We start from the raw sequence: 13,915 nt of genomic DNA, 5'->3' as shown, positions 1-13,915 counted from the left end.
ATGCAGTTCGGACGCACCTACGAGGAGTTCGAGGTCGGCGCGGTCTACAAGCACTGGCCCGGGAAGACCGTCACCGAGTACGACGACCACCTGTTCTGCCTGCTCACCATGAACCACCACCCGCTCCACATGGACGCCAACTACGCGACCACCACCGTGCAGGGCCAGAACGTCGTGGTCGGCAACTACATCTACTCGCTGCTGCTCGGCATGAGCGTCGAGGACGTCTCCGGCAAGGCGCTCGCCAACCTGGAGATCGAGTCGCTGCGGCACATCGCGCCGACCTTCCACGGCGACACCCTCTACGGCGAGACCGTGGTGCTCGACAAGAACATGACCTCGAAGCCCGACCGCGGCATCGTCCACGTCGAGACCAAGGGCTACAAGCAGGACGGCACGGTCGTCTGCATCTTCCGCCGCAAGGTGATGGTGCCGACCGAGCAGTACCTCAAGGAGCGCGGCGGCGACCAGCCCGGCCGCCCCGAGCCCCTCTCCTAGAGCTCCGGCCGAGGAGCCGCCGTCATCGGCTCCTCTCCGGTCAAGGGGGCTCCATGGAGTCACGCCTGTGGAGCCCCCGCCACTCACCCCCACCCTCATAGACATTCGGAGCCGCACGATGGGACGCCTCGCACAGACCGACGGCCTCACCGAGATCCAGCGGGACATCCTCGCCACCGTGCGGGACTTTGTCGACAAGGAGATCATTCCGGTCGCGACCGAGCTGGAGCACAAGGACGAGTACCCGACCGCGATCGTGGAGGGGATGAAGCAGCTCGGCCTCTTCGGCCTCACCATCCCCGAGGAGTTCGGCGGGCTCGGCGAGTCGCTGCTCACCTACGCGCTGGTGGTCGAGGAGATCGCCCGTGGCTGGATGTCGGTCTCCGGCATCGTCAACACCCACTTCATCGTGGCCCACATGATCAACGCGCACGGCACCCAGGAGCAGAAGGAGTACTTCCTGCCCCGGATGGCCGCCGGTGAGATCCGGGGCGCGTTCTCGATGTCCGAGCCGGGCCTCGGCTCCGACGTCGCCGCGATCTCCACCAAGGGTGTCCGGGACGGCGACGAGTACGTCCTGAACGGGCAGAAGATGTGGCTGACCAACGGCGGCACCTCCACCCTGGTCGCGGTGCTCTGCAAGACCGACGAGGGCGGCTCCAGCCCGTACAAGAACATGACCACCTTCCTGATCGAGAAGACGCCGGGCTTCGGACCGAACCCGGCCGTCCCGGGCCTGACCGTGCCCGGCAAGATCGAGAAGATGGGCTACAAGGGCGTCGACACCACCGAGTTGGTGCTCCAGGACGTCCGGATCCCAGCCGACCGGGTGCTCGGCGGCGTCCCCGGCAAGGGCTTCTACCAGATGATGGACGGCGTCGAGGTCGGCCGGGTCAACGTGGCCGCCCGCGGCTGCGGGGTGGCCCGTCGCGCCTTCGAGCTGGGCATCTCGTACGCCCAGCAGCGCTCCACCTTCGGCAAGAAGATCTGCGAGCACCAGGCGATCCAGTTCAAGCTGGCCGAGATGGCCACCAAGGTCGAGGCCGCGCACCAGATGATGGTGATGGCCGCCCGCAAGAAGGACAGCGGCCAGCGGAACGACCTGGAGGCCGGCATGGCCAAGTACCTGGCCTCCGAGTACTGCAAGGAGGTCGTCGAGGACTCGTTCCGGATCCACGGCGGCTACGGCTTCTCCAAGGAGTACGAGATCGAGCGGCTGTACCGGGAGGCCCCGATGCTGCTGATCGGTGAAGGCACGGCGGAGATCCAGAAGATGATCGTCGGGCGCCGGCTCCTGGAGGAGTACCGCCTGGCGGACTGAGACCACCCCGGGAGGCCGGGCCCCGACGTGCGGGTCGGATCCCGGCCGGCCGTAGGGCGTGTACCAGCCGGTATGCGCCCTACGGCTGCATCCGCGCGCCTCCCGGCACCCCCTCACCGACCGCCCACGTACTGAGACATGGGTCACGCGGCACGTCGGAGCCCTTGGGGAACCGGTGCCGGCCGAGCTACGGTCGTACACATAGCAGGCACGGATCGGCACCGCACAGGACACCTCAAGCAGCAGGCGGCTTGCCCACCTACCGCCTGGTCCCGATAGCATCCACCGGGACAGCACGCCGTCCCTTTATCACTCGATCCCCGCGGTGGCCCCCGTCCAGGTGCCGAGCTCTGCCAGTCGGGGCCCGCGACTAAGGTATTCGATGCCCATCAGCCCGTCCCCTCACTCCTCCGCTCCGGTCGGCGATGCCCTCGCCCCGGCGAACGGTCGGCGCCCTCGCGTCACCATCGCGCGCGGAGCCACCCCCTGGTTCGTCCCCACGCTGGCCACCGCCGCCCTCACCACCGCCCTCACCCGGCGGAGCGGCAAGTGGGCCGTGGCGGCGGTACCGGCCTGTGCGCTCAGCGCGGGCATGTTGTGGTTCTTCCGCGACCCCGAGCGTGAGATCGGGACCGGCAGGGTCATCTCGCCCGCCGACGGTGTCGTCCAGTCGATCGACGCCTGGCCGGACGGCCGCACCCGCGTGGCGATCTTCATGAGCCCGCTCAACGTGCACGTCAACCGCGCGCCGCTGCCCGGCACCGTGACGTCCGTCGAGCACGTCGCCGGTGGCTTCGTCCCGGCGTTCAACAAGGACAGCGACCAGAACGAGCGGGTCGTCTGGCACTTCGACACCGAGCTCGGCGACATCGAGATGGTGCAGATCGCGGGGGCCGTGGCCCGTCGCATCGTGCCGTACGTCGACGCCGGTACCAAGGTCGAGCAGGGCGACCGGATCGGTCTGATCCGTTTCGGTTCCCGCGTCGACACCTACCTGCCGGCCGGCGTCGAGGTCGGCGTCGAGGTCGGCCAGAAGACCACTGCCGGGGTGACGCGCCTTGACCGTGACTGATCCTGAGACGCTAGTCGGCCTCAACGAGGACGAGGAGACGGACCTGCGCCGCCGCCGTTGGGCGCGCGACCGCGAGCTCCGCGCGCCGCGCTCGCCGCAGCACCTGTCCACCGCCGACTTCCTGACCCTGGGGAACGCCGTCTGCGGCTTCCTGGCGATCTACTCGATCACCACCGGGGTCCTGATGCCGCACATCACCGGCGCGTCCGCCGCCGGCCCCGACAAGCACAGTGCCGCCACCGCGGTGACGCTGCTGCTGATCGGTTCGATGTGCGACCTGTTCGACGGCCTGGTGGCCCGCAAGCTGCGCTCCTCGGCGCTGGGTGCGGAGCTCGACAACCTGGCCGACCTGATCAGCTTCGGCATCGCCCCGGCCTACTTCGTGGCGGTCTGGGGCATCGTCAGCCCGGGCCAGGACCAGCGCTTCTCGGCGCTGATCGCGCTCACCGTGCTGTTGGCGGTGGTGCTCCGGCTGGCCCGGTTCTCGGCGGTCAAGATGCAGCCGGGGATCTTCCAGGGCATGCCCTGCCCGATGGGTGCCATGACGGTGATCGCGATCGTCCTGCTGGACCCGCCGTTCGTGCCGGGTCTGCTGATGATCTTCGGGGTCGCGTACCTGATGGTCAGTCGGATCGAGTACCCGAAGCCGCAGGGCCTGCTGGCCACCGCCACGCTCTGCTGGATCGTGGTCTCGATCGGCTGCCTGGCGGCCTGGGCGGCCGGTCTGCCCGGTGGCGACACCCTGATGCACGTCGGTGCGATCGCCCAGATCACGCTGGCCGCGATGGCGCCGCTGCTGGTGATCCGCCGCAAGGTGGGCCAGAAGGTCGGCGACGTCCGCGCCCGCCGCGCGGAGTCGCGCGGCTGCTGACGCTGGCACGGCACACGAAGGGCCCCTCTCCCGCTCGGGAGAGGGGCCCTTCGGCGTCCGGTCGCGCGTCAGGGCGCACCGGCAGGAGCCCGGGGAGCAGCAGCGCCGACCGCTCGGAACGGCGCACCCGTTCAGAGGGCCGGACGTGGTCGCAGGCCGGTCCGCACTCCACATACCCGCCGCCCCTTCCCCGAGCCCCTGGAACGCAGGCTAGGGGGGACGGCTTAAGCGCCGCCCTTGTGCACGCTAAAGGCCGACCGGCGGGCCGCCCTGGCCACCGCCGGGTCGGGGTGCACCCCGGCGACGGCGGTGAGCACGGAGGCGGCGCGCGGGTGGCCGGACTGCCGGGCCCGGTTGAAGAGCCGGACCGGCTCCCCCGCCGAGGCACCCTCGACGTGACCGACCAGCAGGCCGGTCTCCCCGTGGTCCAGCACGGCGGCCGCGGTGTCCACCCAGAGCCAGGCGGCGTCCTCGGCGGTCAGCACGTCCGAGGGCAACACGCCGACCTCGTCCGACTGCTCGGCCAGCCAGAGCAGCGCGTAGGGGCGCAGGACGCCCTCGTCCACGGCCGCCCGGACCGCCTGCTCGGCGGTGCCCCCGGCGACCCGGAGCGCCTCGAAGGCGAGGCCGCGCAGCAGCGCGTCGTCCCCCCGGGCGGCGTCCAGCAGCTCGGCCACCGCGCGGTCCACCGGCCGGGCTGCGACCCAGGCCCGGTACTCGGCCCTGGCCGGTCCCGGCGAGTAGCTGGCGCAGGCGTCCAGCAGTTCCAGCGCGCTCTGCTCGATGTGGCCGGCGGCGGTCTGCGCGACGGTGCAGATCTCCTCCAGCTTGGCCCGGACCGCCCAGTGGCCGAGCGGCGAGAGCTCGGCCGCCTCGTCCCGCCGGGTGAGCGCGCCGACGGCGGCCAGGCCGTCGAGCATCCAGTCCAGCACGGCCGCCACGTCGGACGGCGAGTGCGGGGTGTCGATCTGCGGCTCGCGGCAGGTGCCGCGGACGGCGGAGACCGCGGAGGCGGCGTGCGGGACGGGCGACAGCGGCGTGGCACCGGCGGCCACCCGGCGCTCGTCCAGGCCCCGGCGGAGCAGCTCCAGCAGCTCGCTGTCGGCCACCGGACCGTCCACCAGGTGCAGGAAGGAGAGCAGCTGCGGGGCCTGGTCCACGGCCTGCCCGGCCAGCACGGCGAACACGCCGCGCATCGCGGCGGGCGGCATCGGGGCGACCAGCGTCCAGGCGTCGAAGAGCGCCGACCAGCCACGGACCACGGCCTCGTCGTCGTGCTCCCAGGCGTGCAGCCGCCACCCGGGGGTGGCACCGCCGTCCCGGGCCTCGACCAGGCCGACCAGCAGGGCCTGGCCCCAGGCGTTGGCGGCGGCGCCGACGGTCATGGCGAGCGCCCGGCCGGCTGCCCTGGCGTCCTCGGGGAGCAGTTCGCCGCGCTTGTCGACCTCGCCCAGCTCACCGGCCCAGCGGGCGATCCGGACGGCGTCGGCGAGCATCCGGCGGGCCAGCGGGGCCAGCTCGGCGGGTGCGGGGAAGCCCTCCGGGACCGGGGCCCGGCCACGGCCGGGCTTCGGTACGGGGGTGCGGCGGCGGGGGGTGGGGGAGGTGCTGGGGGTGCTGCCCGGCTGTGCGGTGTCACCGCGGCGGGCCGTGCCGGGGAGACGGGTCACCGTCGCCCCGGTACCGATCGTCGGCGGGAGCGGGGCATCACGGTCGCGCGAATTCCGAGACGTCACGCCGTGCAGTCTTCCCCGTGCGACGGCCTTCTGTCACATCGCCTTTTCCCGGGCCGGGGGCAAACCAGACGCCAACGGTCATTTCACGGCTCCTTCACCGTCACCGGCCCGCCGCTCCGGGCCGGTGATCTAGAGCAGCGGGGTGAGCCAGCGGCGCAGGGTCTCCGCGTAGCCGGCCGGGTCGGCGTTCCAGAGCGCCGCGTGTTCGGCGCGTGGCACCGGGTGCAGGCTGACCAGGTCACCGCGCAGGTCGGCCAGCCGGGCGGCGGCGTCCCAGGGGGCGATCGAGTCGGCGGGGCTGTGCAGCAGCAGCGTCGGCACGTGCAGGTCGGCACCCGAGGCGAGCCGGGCGAACCCGGCCAGGTCGACCCGGCTGCGGCCCTCGGCGGCCAGGGCGCCGAGTTCGGCCAGCGCGGCGGGCACACCGGCCTTGGCGCGTTCCCGCCGGACGGTCTGCGGCCAGTCCAGCACCGGCGAGTCCAGCACCAGGCCGGCCACCGCCTCCGGCCAGGCCGTCCGGGCGGCGGCCTGCAGCACCATGGTGGCGCCCACCGACCAGCCGTACAGGATCACCCGGCCCGCGCCGCTGTCGAGGGCCAGCCGGATCGCCGCGTCGACGTCCTGCCACTCGGTCTCGCCGAAGTGCCCGAGCCGGTCCGGGGAGGGCGGTGCGCCCGCGTCCCCCCGGTAGCTGACGGTCAGGCTGGGCAGCTGGAGCGCGTGCAGCACCGGGAGCACGGGCAGCGCCTGGGTACGGTCGGCGCCGGGGCCGTGCACCAGGATCACCCAGGTCCCGCGCTTGCCGTCGACGTACCAGGCGGGCAGCGCGCCGAGTTCGCCCTCGGCGACCGTGTCGGTGTAGCCGAGGCCGTGCGCCGAGCGGGGGTCGCCGACGTACACCCGGGGCGTCAGCTCGACCTTGTCGCCGATCTGCAGCGAGCCGCCGTCCACCTGCTCCAGGCGGCGGGTGACGGTCTGCGGGCCGGTGCCGAGCACCTCGCCGACCACCGCGTGGCCGCCGTCACGCCACTCCAGCGCGTACCGGCCCGGCCGGGCGGTGGCGGTGCTGCGGGTGATCACCACCCCGCCGGGGGCCAGGTCGTGCACCCGCAGGTCGGCGTCGGCACCGGGCTCGGCCCGCCCGGGCCTGACCACCCCGTCGGACGCCTTGCGGCCGAGCAGCAGGACGGCCGCGGTTCCGGCCCCGACTGCGGCGGCGGCCACCATGGCCGCGGTTCCCCAACGCATTGCGCTCCCGGTGTGCTGTGGCGGACGGGACGTTGCGGTCCATTCCACCGGCGCCGCCCCGGCCCTGCCACCGGGGCAGGGCCGTCCGGGAGCGGGTGACCGCCCGGACGGGGCGTCAGACCGGTCAGACCGGGATGTCGGTGCGGTGCGCGGAGAGCAGCTCCCAGAACCGCTCGGCGTGCGGCAGCACCGGCCGCTGCTCGGCCTGGCTCGGCGCGGAGCCCCAGTGCATCGGGACCAGGTACTCGCCCTGGAACTCCGCGAGGGTCTGCTCCAGCACCGGCCGGGGCACCGGCACCAGGCGGGCCACCGGCTTCACCTGCGACTGCCAGCGGCCGTCCACGCACTGCCGCAGACAGCGGTCCAGCTCCTCCTGACGGTTGGTCACCCGCACCAGCATCCGCAGGCCGATCCCGAGCACGTGGCCCAGCGCGTACGTCTGCCCGGCGTCGCCGCCCCACTTGCCGGTCAGCTCGGCGTGCTCGTACGCCCGGAGGGTGACGCCGATCCGCTGGGCGGCCTGGTCCTGGGACAGCTCGCGGGCCACCCGGAAGTCGCGCAGGCCGGCCGGGGCCGCGCCCATCAGCTGGGCGGGCGGGCACCAGAGCGCCCGGGCCAGCGCGATGAACTCCTCCTCGGACGGGCGGAACTCGCCGGTCTCCCAGCCGAGCACGTGCATCGGCAGCAGGCGGACGCCGTGCGCGGCCATGCCTTCGACGACCTGGTCGGGGGTCAGGCCCAGGCCGGCGCGGTGGGAACGCGCCGCGGCGGGCGAGAAGGGCACGGGGGTGGGGGCGGGCGGTCTTCGTCGCATGCCACCAGACGCTAGGCCCGGGGCGGGCGGCCCGAGCACCCGCTGAACGCACGAAGCCCCGTCGTCCCCTCTACTGGGGTGTTGGCGATTCCTACCAATGGTGACGCCTGATCAGGACCTCTACTCAGAGGTAGCCATGAGGCAGCGCTCCGGGCCCAGGGGCTCGGGGCTGCGCTCTGGGCATGCGCTCAGCGGTCTACTACCCAGGGGCTCGGGGCTCTGCGAGGAGATCTGGCGTTCGGGTCACTGCGAAAGTGCCTGACCGCCCACGCGACGATCACCCTTTACGAGGCCGGCGTCGCAGTTCCCCGAGCCCCTGACTCCGTAGCGGGCTGAACACCTGCCAAAAAGCCCGGCGTCGCCCACGCGGCGGAGCCGCACAACAGCAGAGCCCCGAGCCCCTGGTGGTGCACCACGTGCGTCTGTGCGGCGGAGCGTCAGTTCTGCTTGCCGAAGAGCTCGTCGAGGGTGGCCGGGGTGGGGACCTCGCCGGTGGGGGTGAGCTGGTCGACGGCGGTGGGGAGCTGGGCGGCGAGGCGTTGGGTGAGTTCGTCGCGGGAGAGGCCGGACTGCTGGACCAGGGCGTCCAGTTCGCGGTCGGGCAGGGCGGCGGCGAGCTCCGCGCCGGAGACCGGGTGGTTGTCACCGGTGCCGACCCAGGACTGGGCCTGGGAGCCGAGGCCGCCCTGGGTGAGTTGTTGGAGCAGTGCGCCGAGACCGCCCGCCGCCCCCTGGCCGCCGCCGAGTGCGCCGAGCAACATCGCGAGCAGGTTCCCCCCGCCGCCGGCGGCACCGCCGCCCGTGCCGCCGAGCAGACCCCCGAGAAGCTTGCCGAGATCGGTCATGACCGTCCTCCAGTCCGGTCGCGGACCCACGCCGCGCCAGGGCCAGCTTCACCCGCCCGGGAGCACCCCGCGCGGTGGGGCGAACAGACGTGTGACCAACCCCTCCGCACCCTTTGTTGACTGCCTGTCCGGCCGCGTGATGGGATCCTTCAGCCAAACGGAGGCAAGTAGAGGAAGCCGGTGCGAGTCCGGCGCGGTCCCGCCACTGTCACCGGGGAGCACTCCCGATCCATGGTCACGACGGCCCGCCCAGGCGGCTGTTGGAAGGCCCGGGAGTGTGTCGGACCCGGAAGCCAGGAGACTCTCACCCCCGGTACGTCGATCCAGGGCGCGGACCCTGAGTGAGGACACCCACGCCCATGCCGGCAGCCCTGAACCGAGCCGACCCTCCCCCGTCGTGCGCCGACTGACCCCCGCGCTCCCCTTCCTGCTCGGGTCCGTCGCCGGGTACCTGGCCGACGCGAGGTTCGCCGATCCCCGTCGGGGTCACCCCGTCGCCGTCTTCGGCTCCGCCGCGTCCCGGCTCGAGGGCCGGCTCTGGCGTGACCACCGGGCGGCCGGGGCCGCGTACACCGCCGCCTGTGTGGGCACCGTCGCGGCCGGGGCGGTGCTCGCCGACCGGGCGCTGCGCCGGGCGCCGCTGGCCCGGGCCGGCCTGGCGGCCGCCGCGACCTGGACGGTGCTGGGCGGCACCTCGCTGACCCGGGAGGCCCGCATCATCGGCCGCTCGCTCCGGGCGGACGACCTCGCGGCCGCCCGGGAGCGGCTGCCGCACCTGTGCGGCCGGGACCCGAGCGCGCTGGACGGGCCGCAGATCGCCCGCGCGGCGGTGGAGTCGGTCGCCGAGAACACCGCCGACGCCGTGGTGAACGCGCTCACCTGGGGCGCACTGGCCGGTACGCCCGGCCTGCTCGCGTTCCGGGCCGTCAACACCCTGGACGCGATGGTCGGTCACCGTTCCCCCCGCCACCTGCGGTTCGGCTGGGCGTCGGCCCGGCTGGACGACCTGGCGGGCTGGCCGGGGGCCCGGCTGACCGCACTGCTCACCGTGGCGGCCGCGGCCGCGCCGCGGACCGCTTGGCGGGTCTGGCGCCGTGACGGCTCGTCACACCCGAGCCCCAACGCCGGGCAGGCCGAGTCGGCCTTCGCCGGGGCGCTCGGGGTGCGGCTGGGTGGCACCCTCCAGTACGGCGAGCGGGTGGAGCACCGGCCCGTACTCGGCGGCGAGCTGCGGCCGGTGACGGTCGACGACATCGAACGGGCCTGCACGCTGTCCCGGCGGGTCGGAGCCCTGGCACTGGCGGTCACCGTGACCGGCCGGGCCCTGTACGCGTGGAGGAAGTCGTGAGCGGTTCGCTGCTGGTCGCCGGAACGACCTCGGACGCGGGCAAGAGCGTGGTCACCGCGGGCATCTGCCGCTGGCTGGCCCGACAGGGCGTCAGGGTGGCCCCGTTCAAGGCGCAGAACATGTCGCTGAACTCCTTCGTCACCGCCGACGGCGCCGAGATCGGCCGGGCGCAGGCGATGCAGGCGCAGGCCGCCCGGGTGGAGCCGGAGGCGGCGATGAACCCGGTGCTGCTCAAGCCCGGTGCGGACGGCCGCAGTCAGGTGGTGCTGCTCGGCCGGGCGATCGCCGAGGTCGGCGCGCTGGACTACCGCGAGCGCAAGCCGGTGCTGCTGGAACGGGCCCTGGAGTGCCTGGCCGACCTGCGCAGCCGGTACGAGGTGGTGGTCTGCGAGGGCGCGGGCTCCCCCGCCGAGATCAACCTGCGGGACCGGGACATCGCCAACATGGGCCTGGCCACGGCGGCGAAGCTGCCGGTGGTGGTGGTCGGCGACATCGACCGGGGCGGGGTGTTCGCCGCGATGTACGGGACGCTGGCGCTGCTCTCGGCCGAGGACCAGGCGCTGGTGGCGGGCTGGTTCGTGAACAAGTTCCGGGGCGACGCCCGGCTGCTGGCGCCCGGCCTGGAGATGCTGCGCGAGCTGACGGGCCGTCCGGTGCTCGGCACCCTGCCGATGCTGTCCGGGCTGTGGCTGGACGCCGAGGACTCGCTCGACCTGACCACCGTGGTGGACCGGGGGTCGGTGCGCGGCCCGGTCGGCGCCGACGTGCTGCGGGTCGCGGTGGTCCGCTTCCCGAGGCTGTCCAACTTCACCGACCTGGACGCGCTGGCCCAGGAGCCCGGGGTGCTGGTCCGCTGGGCCACCCGGGCCGAGGAGCTGGCCGACGCGGATCTGGTGGTGCTGCCCGGCACCCGGGCCACCGTGGCGGACCTGGCCTGGCTGCGCGAACGCGGTCTGGAGCCGGTGCTGAAGGCGCGGGCGGCGGCCGGCCGGCCGGTGCTCGGGGTGTGCGGCGGGTACCAGATGCTCGGTCAGGTGATCGAGGATCAGGTGGAGTCCAAGACGGGCACCGTCCAGGGCCTCGGCCTGCTGCCGACCCGGGTGGTGTTCGGCCGGGAGAAGGTGCTGGCCCGGCCGGTCGGCGAGGCTTTCGGCGAGCGGGTCGAGGGGTACGAGATCCACCACGGTGTGGTGACCGTCGAGGGCGGTGACACGTTCATCTCCGATGACAGGGGGCAGAGCCTGGACGGCTGCCGGGTCGGCTCGGTCCGGGGCACCACCTGGCACGGCGCGCTGGAGAACGACGGCTTCCGCCGGGCGCTGCTGCGCGAGGTGGCCGAGCAGGCGGGCCGGGCCTTCGTGCCGGCCCCCGACACCTCGTTCGCCGCCGCCCGGGAGGAGCGTCTCGACCGCCTGGGCGACCTGATCGAGGAGCACGCCGACACCGACGCACTGTGGAAGCTGATCGAGGGCGGCGCACCCGCCCACCTGCCGTTCGTCCCACCCGGGGCACCCCGAGCTACGGAGACCGACCGATGACCGACGTGCGTTACCCCTTCACCGCGATCGTCGGCATGGCCGACCTGCGGCTCGGGCTGCTGCTGAACGCCGTCTCGCCGGCCGTCGGCGGGGTGCTGGTGCGCGGCGAAAAGGGCACCGCCAAGTCGACCATGGTGCGCGCGCTGGCCGGTCTGCTGCCCTCGATCGACACCGTTCCCGGCTGCCGGTTCTCCTGCGACCCGGCCTCCCTCGACCAGAGCTGCCCGGACGGCCCGCACACCCCGGCCGGGGGCGACAGCCGCCCGGCGTACCTGGTGGAGCTGCCGGTCGGCGTCTCCGAGGACCGGATCGTCGGCTCGCTCGACCTGGAGCGCGCGCTGGCCGAGGGCGTCAAGGCGTACGAGCCCGGCCTGCTGGCCAAGGCGCACCGGGGCGTGCTCTACATCGACGAGGTGAACCTGCTCCAGGACCACGTGGTGGACCTGCTGCTGGACGCCGCCGCGATGGGCCGCTCTTACGTCGAGCGGGAGGGCGTCTCGGTCCGGCACGCGGCCCGCTTCCTGCTGGTCGGCACGATGAACCCGGAGGAGGGCGAGCTGCGGCCGCAGCTGCTGGACCGGTTCGGCCTGACCGTGGAGATCGCCGCCACCCGGGAGCCGGACGAGCGGGCCGAGGTGGTCCGCCGCCGGCTGGCGTACGACGCCGACCCGGACGGCTTCGCGGCCCGGTTCGCGGCCGAGGAGCGGGAGCTGGCCGAACGGATCACCGCCGCCCGGGAGTTGCTGCCGAGCGTACTGCTGACCGATGTGGCGCTGCGTCAGATCACCGCCGTCTGCGCGGCGTTCGAGGTGGACGGGCTGCGCGCGGACATCGTGATGGCCCGCACCGCCGTCGCGCTGGCCGCCTGGGAGGGCCGGACCGAGGTGAGCGAGCAGGACGTCCGCAAGGCCGCCCAGCTGGCCCTGCCGCACCGCCGGCGACGGAACCCGTTCGACGCCCCCGGGCTGGACGAGGAGCAGCTCGACCGCACCCTGGACGAGCACGCCGAGGGACCGGAGGACGACGGCCCCGACCCCGACGGCGGCCCGGACGGTGACGGCGGCGGCGCCCCCGAGCCGCAGGGCGACGCCCCGGACGGCTCGACGGCCGCCGAGGAGCCCGCCGGGGAACCGGAGCTGCCCTCGCAGGCCCAGGGCGGTGGCAGCAAGGCCCCGGTGGCCTCGGCCGGGGAGCCGTACCGGACCCGGCTGTTCAAGGTGCCGGGCACCGGCAAGGGCGCCCAGGGGCGCCGCTCCCCCGCCGAGACCGACGGCGGGCACACCATCCGCTCGCGCCGGCCGCAGGGCCAGCTGAGCCGGCTGCACCTGAGCGCCACCCTGCAGGCCGCCGCACCGCACCAGGCCGCGCGCGGGCGGGACTCCCGGGCGCTGGTGCTGCGCAAGGACGACTTCCGCGAACAGGTGCGCCAGGGACGGGAGTCCAACCTGGTGCTGTTCGTGGTGGACGCCTCCGGGTCGATGGCGGCCCGGCAGCGGATGACCGCCGTCAAGGGCGCGGTGCTCTCGCTGCTGATGGACGCCTACCAGCGGCGGGACAAGATCGGCATGATCACCTTCCGGGGCAGCGGCGCCGAGCTGGCGCTGCCGCCGACCTCCTCGGTCGAGGTCGGCGCGGCCCGGCTGGCGCAGCTCCCGACCGGCGGGCGGACCCCGCTGGCCGCCGGGCTGCTCCGGGCGCACGAGACGCTCCGGGTGGAGCGGATGCGCGACCCGCACCGCCGCCCGCTGCTGGTGGTGGTCACCGACGGCCGGGCCACCGGCGGCAAGGACGCGCTGCCGCAGGCCGGCCGGGCGGCCGGGCTGCTGGCCGCCCAGGGCGTGGCGAGCGTGGTGCTGGACTGCGAGTCCGGCCACGTCCGGCTCGGCCTGGCGCACACCCTGGCGGCCCAGCTGAACGCCTCCGCCGTCACCCTGGACGACCTCAGGGCCGAGGGCGTCGCCGCCCTGGTGCACGCGCACCGGCCCTCCTCCGCCTCGATCCGAAAGGCAGCCTGACCATGCCGCAGGGAAAGCCCGAGACCGTCCCCGACGACGGCCTGACCACCCGTCAGCGCCGTACCCAGCCGATCACCGCCGTGCACACCGGACCCGGCAAGGGAAAGTCCACCGCCGCCTTCGGGATGGCGCTGCGGGCTTGGAACCAGGGCTGGCCGGTCGGGGTGTTCCAGTTCGTCAAGTCGGCCAAGTGGAAGGTCGGCGAGGAGAACGCGCTCAAGGTGCTCGGCGCCTCCGGCGAGGGCGGCACGGTCGCCTGGCACAAGATGGGCGAGGGCTGGTCCTGGGTCCAGCGCTCCGCCGACATGGTCGAGTCCAGCGAGGAGGCGGCCAAGGAGGGCTGGGAGCAGGTCAAGCGCGACCTGGCCGCCGAGACCTACCGCCTCTACGTGCTGGACGAGTTCACCTACCCCATGCACTGGGGCTGGGTCGACGTGGCCGAGGTGGTCGAGGTGCTGCGCAACCGGCCCGGCAACCAGCACGTCGTGATCACCGGCCGGTACGCCAAGGACGAGCTGCTCGAACTGGCCGACCTGGTCACCGAGATGACCAAGCTGAAGCACCCCATGGACGCCGGCCGCAAGGGCCAGCGCGGTATCGAGTGGTAGT

The 13,915-nt window shown here is 73.6% G+C and carries 12 protein-coding genes and 1 riboswitch; of the genes, 8 read left to right on the top strand and 4 right to left on the bottom strand.

All coding sequences use genetic code 11. The annotated features are described in order from the left end of the window. From OHV05_RS25545 to OHV05_RS25530, 4 genes are all read left to right on the top strand, one after another. Entirely contained in the window at positions 1-498 is a 498-nt protein-coding gene (locus OHV05_RS25545) for a MaoC family dehydratase (RefSeq protein ID WP_405019720.1), read from the top strand. A gap of 118 nt (positions 499-616) precedes the next feature. Continuing rightward, positions 617-1,819: an acyl-CoA dehydrogenase family protein gene (locus OHV05_RS25540; protein WP_405019719.1), complete on the top strand. Its 1,203-nt coding sequence runs from the start codon at positions 617-619 to the stop codon at positions 1,817-1,819. Positions 1,820-2,201: 382 nt separating this feature from the next. Continuing rightward, positions 2,202-2,891, top strand: a complete 690-nt coding sequence (locus OHV05_RS25535) for a phosphatidylserine decarboxylase (protein WP_221503563.1) — start codon at positions 2,202-2,204, stop codon at positions 2,889-2,891. Continuing rightward, on the top strand, positions 2,878-3,762 hold the full coding sequence (locus OHV05_RS25530; RefSeq protein ID WP_057240193.1) for a phosphatidylcholine/phosphatidylserine synthase: 885 nt from the start codon (positions 2,878-2,880) through the stop codon (positions 3,760-3,762). The genes OHV05_RS25535 and OHV05_RS25530 overlap by 14 nt, the downstream gene beginning before the upstream one ends. 224 nt (positions 3,763-3,986) lie before the next feature. Here the strand turns inward: OHV05_RS25530 and OHV05_RS25525 are convergent, their stop codons facing one another. From OHV05_RS25525 to OHV05_RS25510, 4 genes are all read right to left on the bottom strand, one after another. Beyond that, a complete protein-coding gene (locus OHV05_RS25525) occupies positions 3,987-5,432 on the bottom strand; it encodes a hypothetical protein (RefSeq protein WP_405019718.1) in 1,446 nt (481 codons plus the stop codon). Between the two features lie 195 nt (positions 5,433-5,627). Beyond that, complete coding sequence (locus OHV05_RS25520) at positions 5,628-6,746, bottom strand: alpha/beta hydrolase family protein (RefSeq protein WP_405019717.1); 1,119 nt, start codon at positions 6,744-6,746, stop codon at positions 5,628-5,630. Positions 6,747-6,870: 124 nt separating this feature from the next. Next, positions 6,871-7,560 (bottom strand): XRE family transcriptional regulator, encoded by a 690-nt coding sequence (locus tag OHV05_RS25515; RefSeq protein ID WP_405019716.1) that lies wholly within the window; start codon positions 7,558-7,560, stop codon positions 6,871-6,873. A 437-nt stretch (positions 7,561-7,997) separates the two neighbouring features. After that, positions 7,998-8,405 carry a YidB family protein gene (locus tag OHV05_RS25510; protein WP_405019715.1) on the bottom strand — a complete coding sequence of 136 codons (408 nt, stop codon included), beginning with the start codon at positions 8,403-8,405 and terminating at the stop codon, positions 7,998-8,000. Positions 8,406-8,528: 123 nt separating this feature from the next. Beyond that, positions 8,529-8,729: riboswitch (cobalamin riboswitch) on the top strand. Positions 8,730-8,811: 82 nt separating this feature from the next. Between OHV05_RS25510 and OHV05_RS25505 the strand changes: the two genes are divergently transcribed. Genes OHV05_RS25505 through cobO form a run of 4 tightly spaced genes read left to right on the top strand, consistent with a single transcriptional unit; the run spans position 8,812 to position 13,914 of the window. Beyond that, entirely contained in the window at positions 8,812-9,753 is a 942-nt protein-coding gene (locus OHV05_RS25505; RefSeq protein WP_405021541.1) for a cobalamin biosynthesis protein, read from the top strand. Further along, complete coding sequence (locus OHV05_RS25500) at positions 9,750-11,291, top strand: cobyric acid synthase (RefSeq protein WP_405019714.1); 1,542 nt, start codon at positions 9,750-9,752, stop codon at positions 11,289-11,291. The genes OHV05_RS25505 and OHV05_RS25500 overlap by 4 nt, the downstream gene beginning before the upstream one ends. Next, on the top strand, positions 11,288-13,306 hold the full coding sequence (locus OHV05_RS25495) for a putative cobaltochelatase (RefSeq protein ID WP_405019713.1): 2,019 nt from the start codon (positions 11,288-11,290) through the stop codon (positions 13,304-13,306). The genes OHV05_RS25500 and OHV05_RS25495 overlap by 4 nt, the downstream gene beginning before the upstream one ends. 2 nt (positions 13,307-13,308) lie before the next feature. After that, positions 13,309-13,914 carry a cob(I)yrinic acid a,c-diamide adenosyltransferase gene (cobO, locus tag OHV05_RS25490; RefSeq protein WP_405019712.1) on the top strand — a complete coding sequence of 202 codons (606 nt, stop codon included), beginning with the start codon at positions 13,309-13,311 and terminating at the stop codon, positions 13,912-13,914. Position 13,915: the final 1 nt, after the last annotated feature.

This window comes from Kitasatospora sp. NBC_00070 (assembly GCF_045041205.1).
Lineage (GTDB): Bacteria > Actinomycetota > Actinomycetes > Streptomycetales > Streptomycetaceae > Kitasatospora.
This window is presented reverse-complemented; position numbering and strand designations above follow the sequence as displayed.

Excerpts from the sequence above, each read along its gene's own strand:
- OHV05_RS25495 (WP_405019713.1), top strand. The coding sequence starts at position 11,288 with ATGACCGACGTGCGTTACCCCTTCACCGCGATCGTCGGCATGGCCGAC.
- cobO (WP_405019712.1), top strand. The coding sequence starts at position 13,309 with ATGCCGCAGGGAAAGCCCGAGACCGTCCCCGACGACGGCCTGACCACC.
- OHV05_RS25545 (WP_405019720.1), top strand. The coding sequence starts at position 1 with ATGCAGTTCGGACGCACCTACGAGGAGTTCGAGGTCGGCGCGGTCTAC.
- OHV05_RS25510 (WP_405019715.1), bottom strand. The coding sequence starts at position 8,405 with ATGACCGATCTCGGCAAGCTTCTCGGGGGTCTGCTCGGCGGCACGGGC.
- OHV05_RS25520 (WP_405019717.1), bottom strand. The coding sequence starts at position 6,746 with ATGCGTTGGGGAACCGCGGCCATGGTGGCCGCCGCCGCAGTCGGGGCC.
- OHV05_RS25515 (WP_405019716.1), bottom strand. The coding sequence starts at position 7,560 with ATGCGACGAAGACCGCCCGCCCCCACCCCCGTGCCCTTCTCGCCCGCC.
- OHV05_RS25540 (WP_405019719.1), top strand. The coding sequence starts at position 617 with ATGGGACGCCTCGCACAGACCGACGGCCTCACCGAGATCCAGCGGGAC.
- OHV05_RS25535 (WP_221503563.1), top strand. The coding sequence starts at position 2,202 with ATGCCCATCAGCCCGTCCCCTCACTCCTCCGCTCCGGTCGGCGATGCC.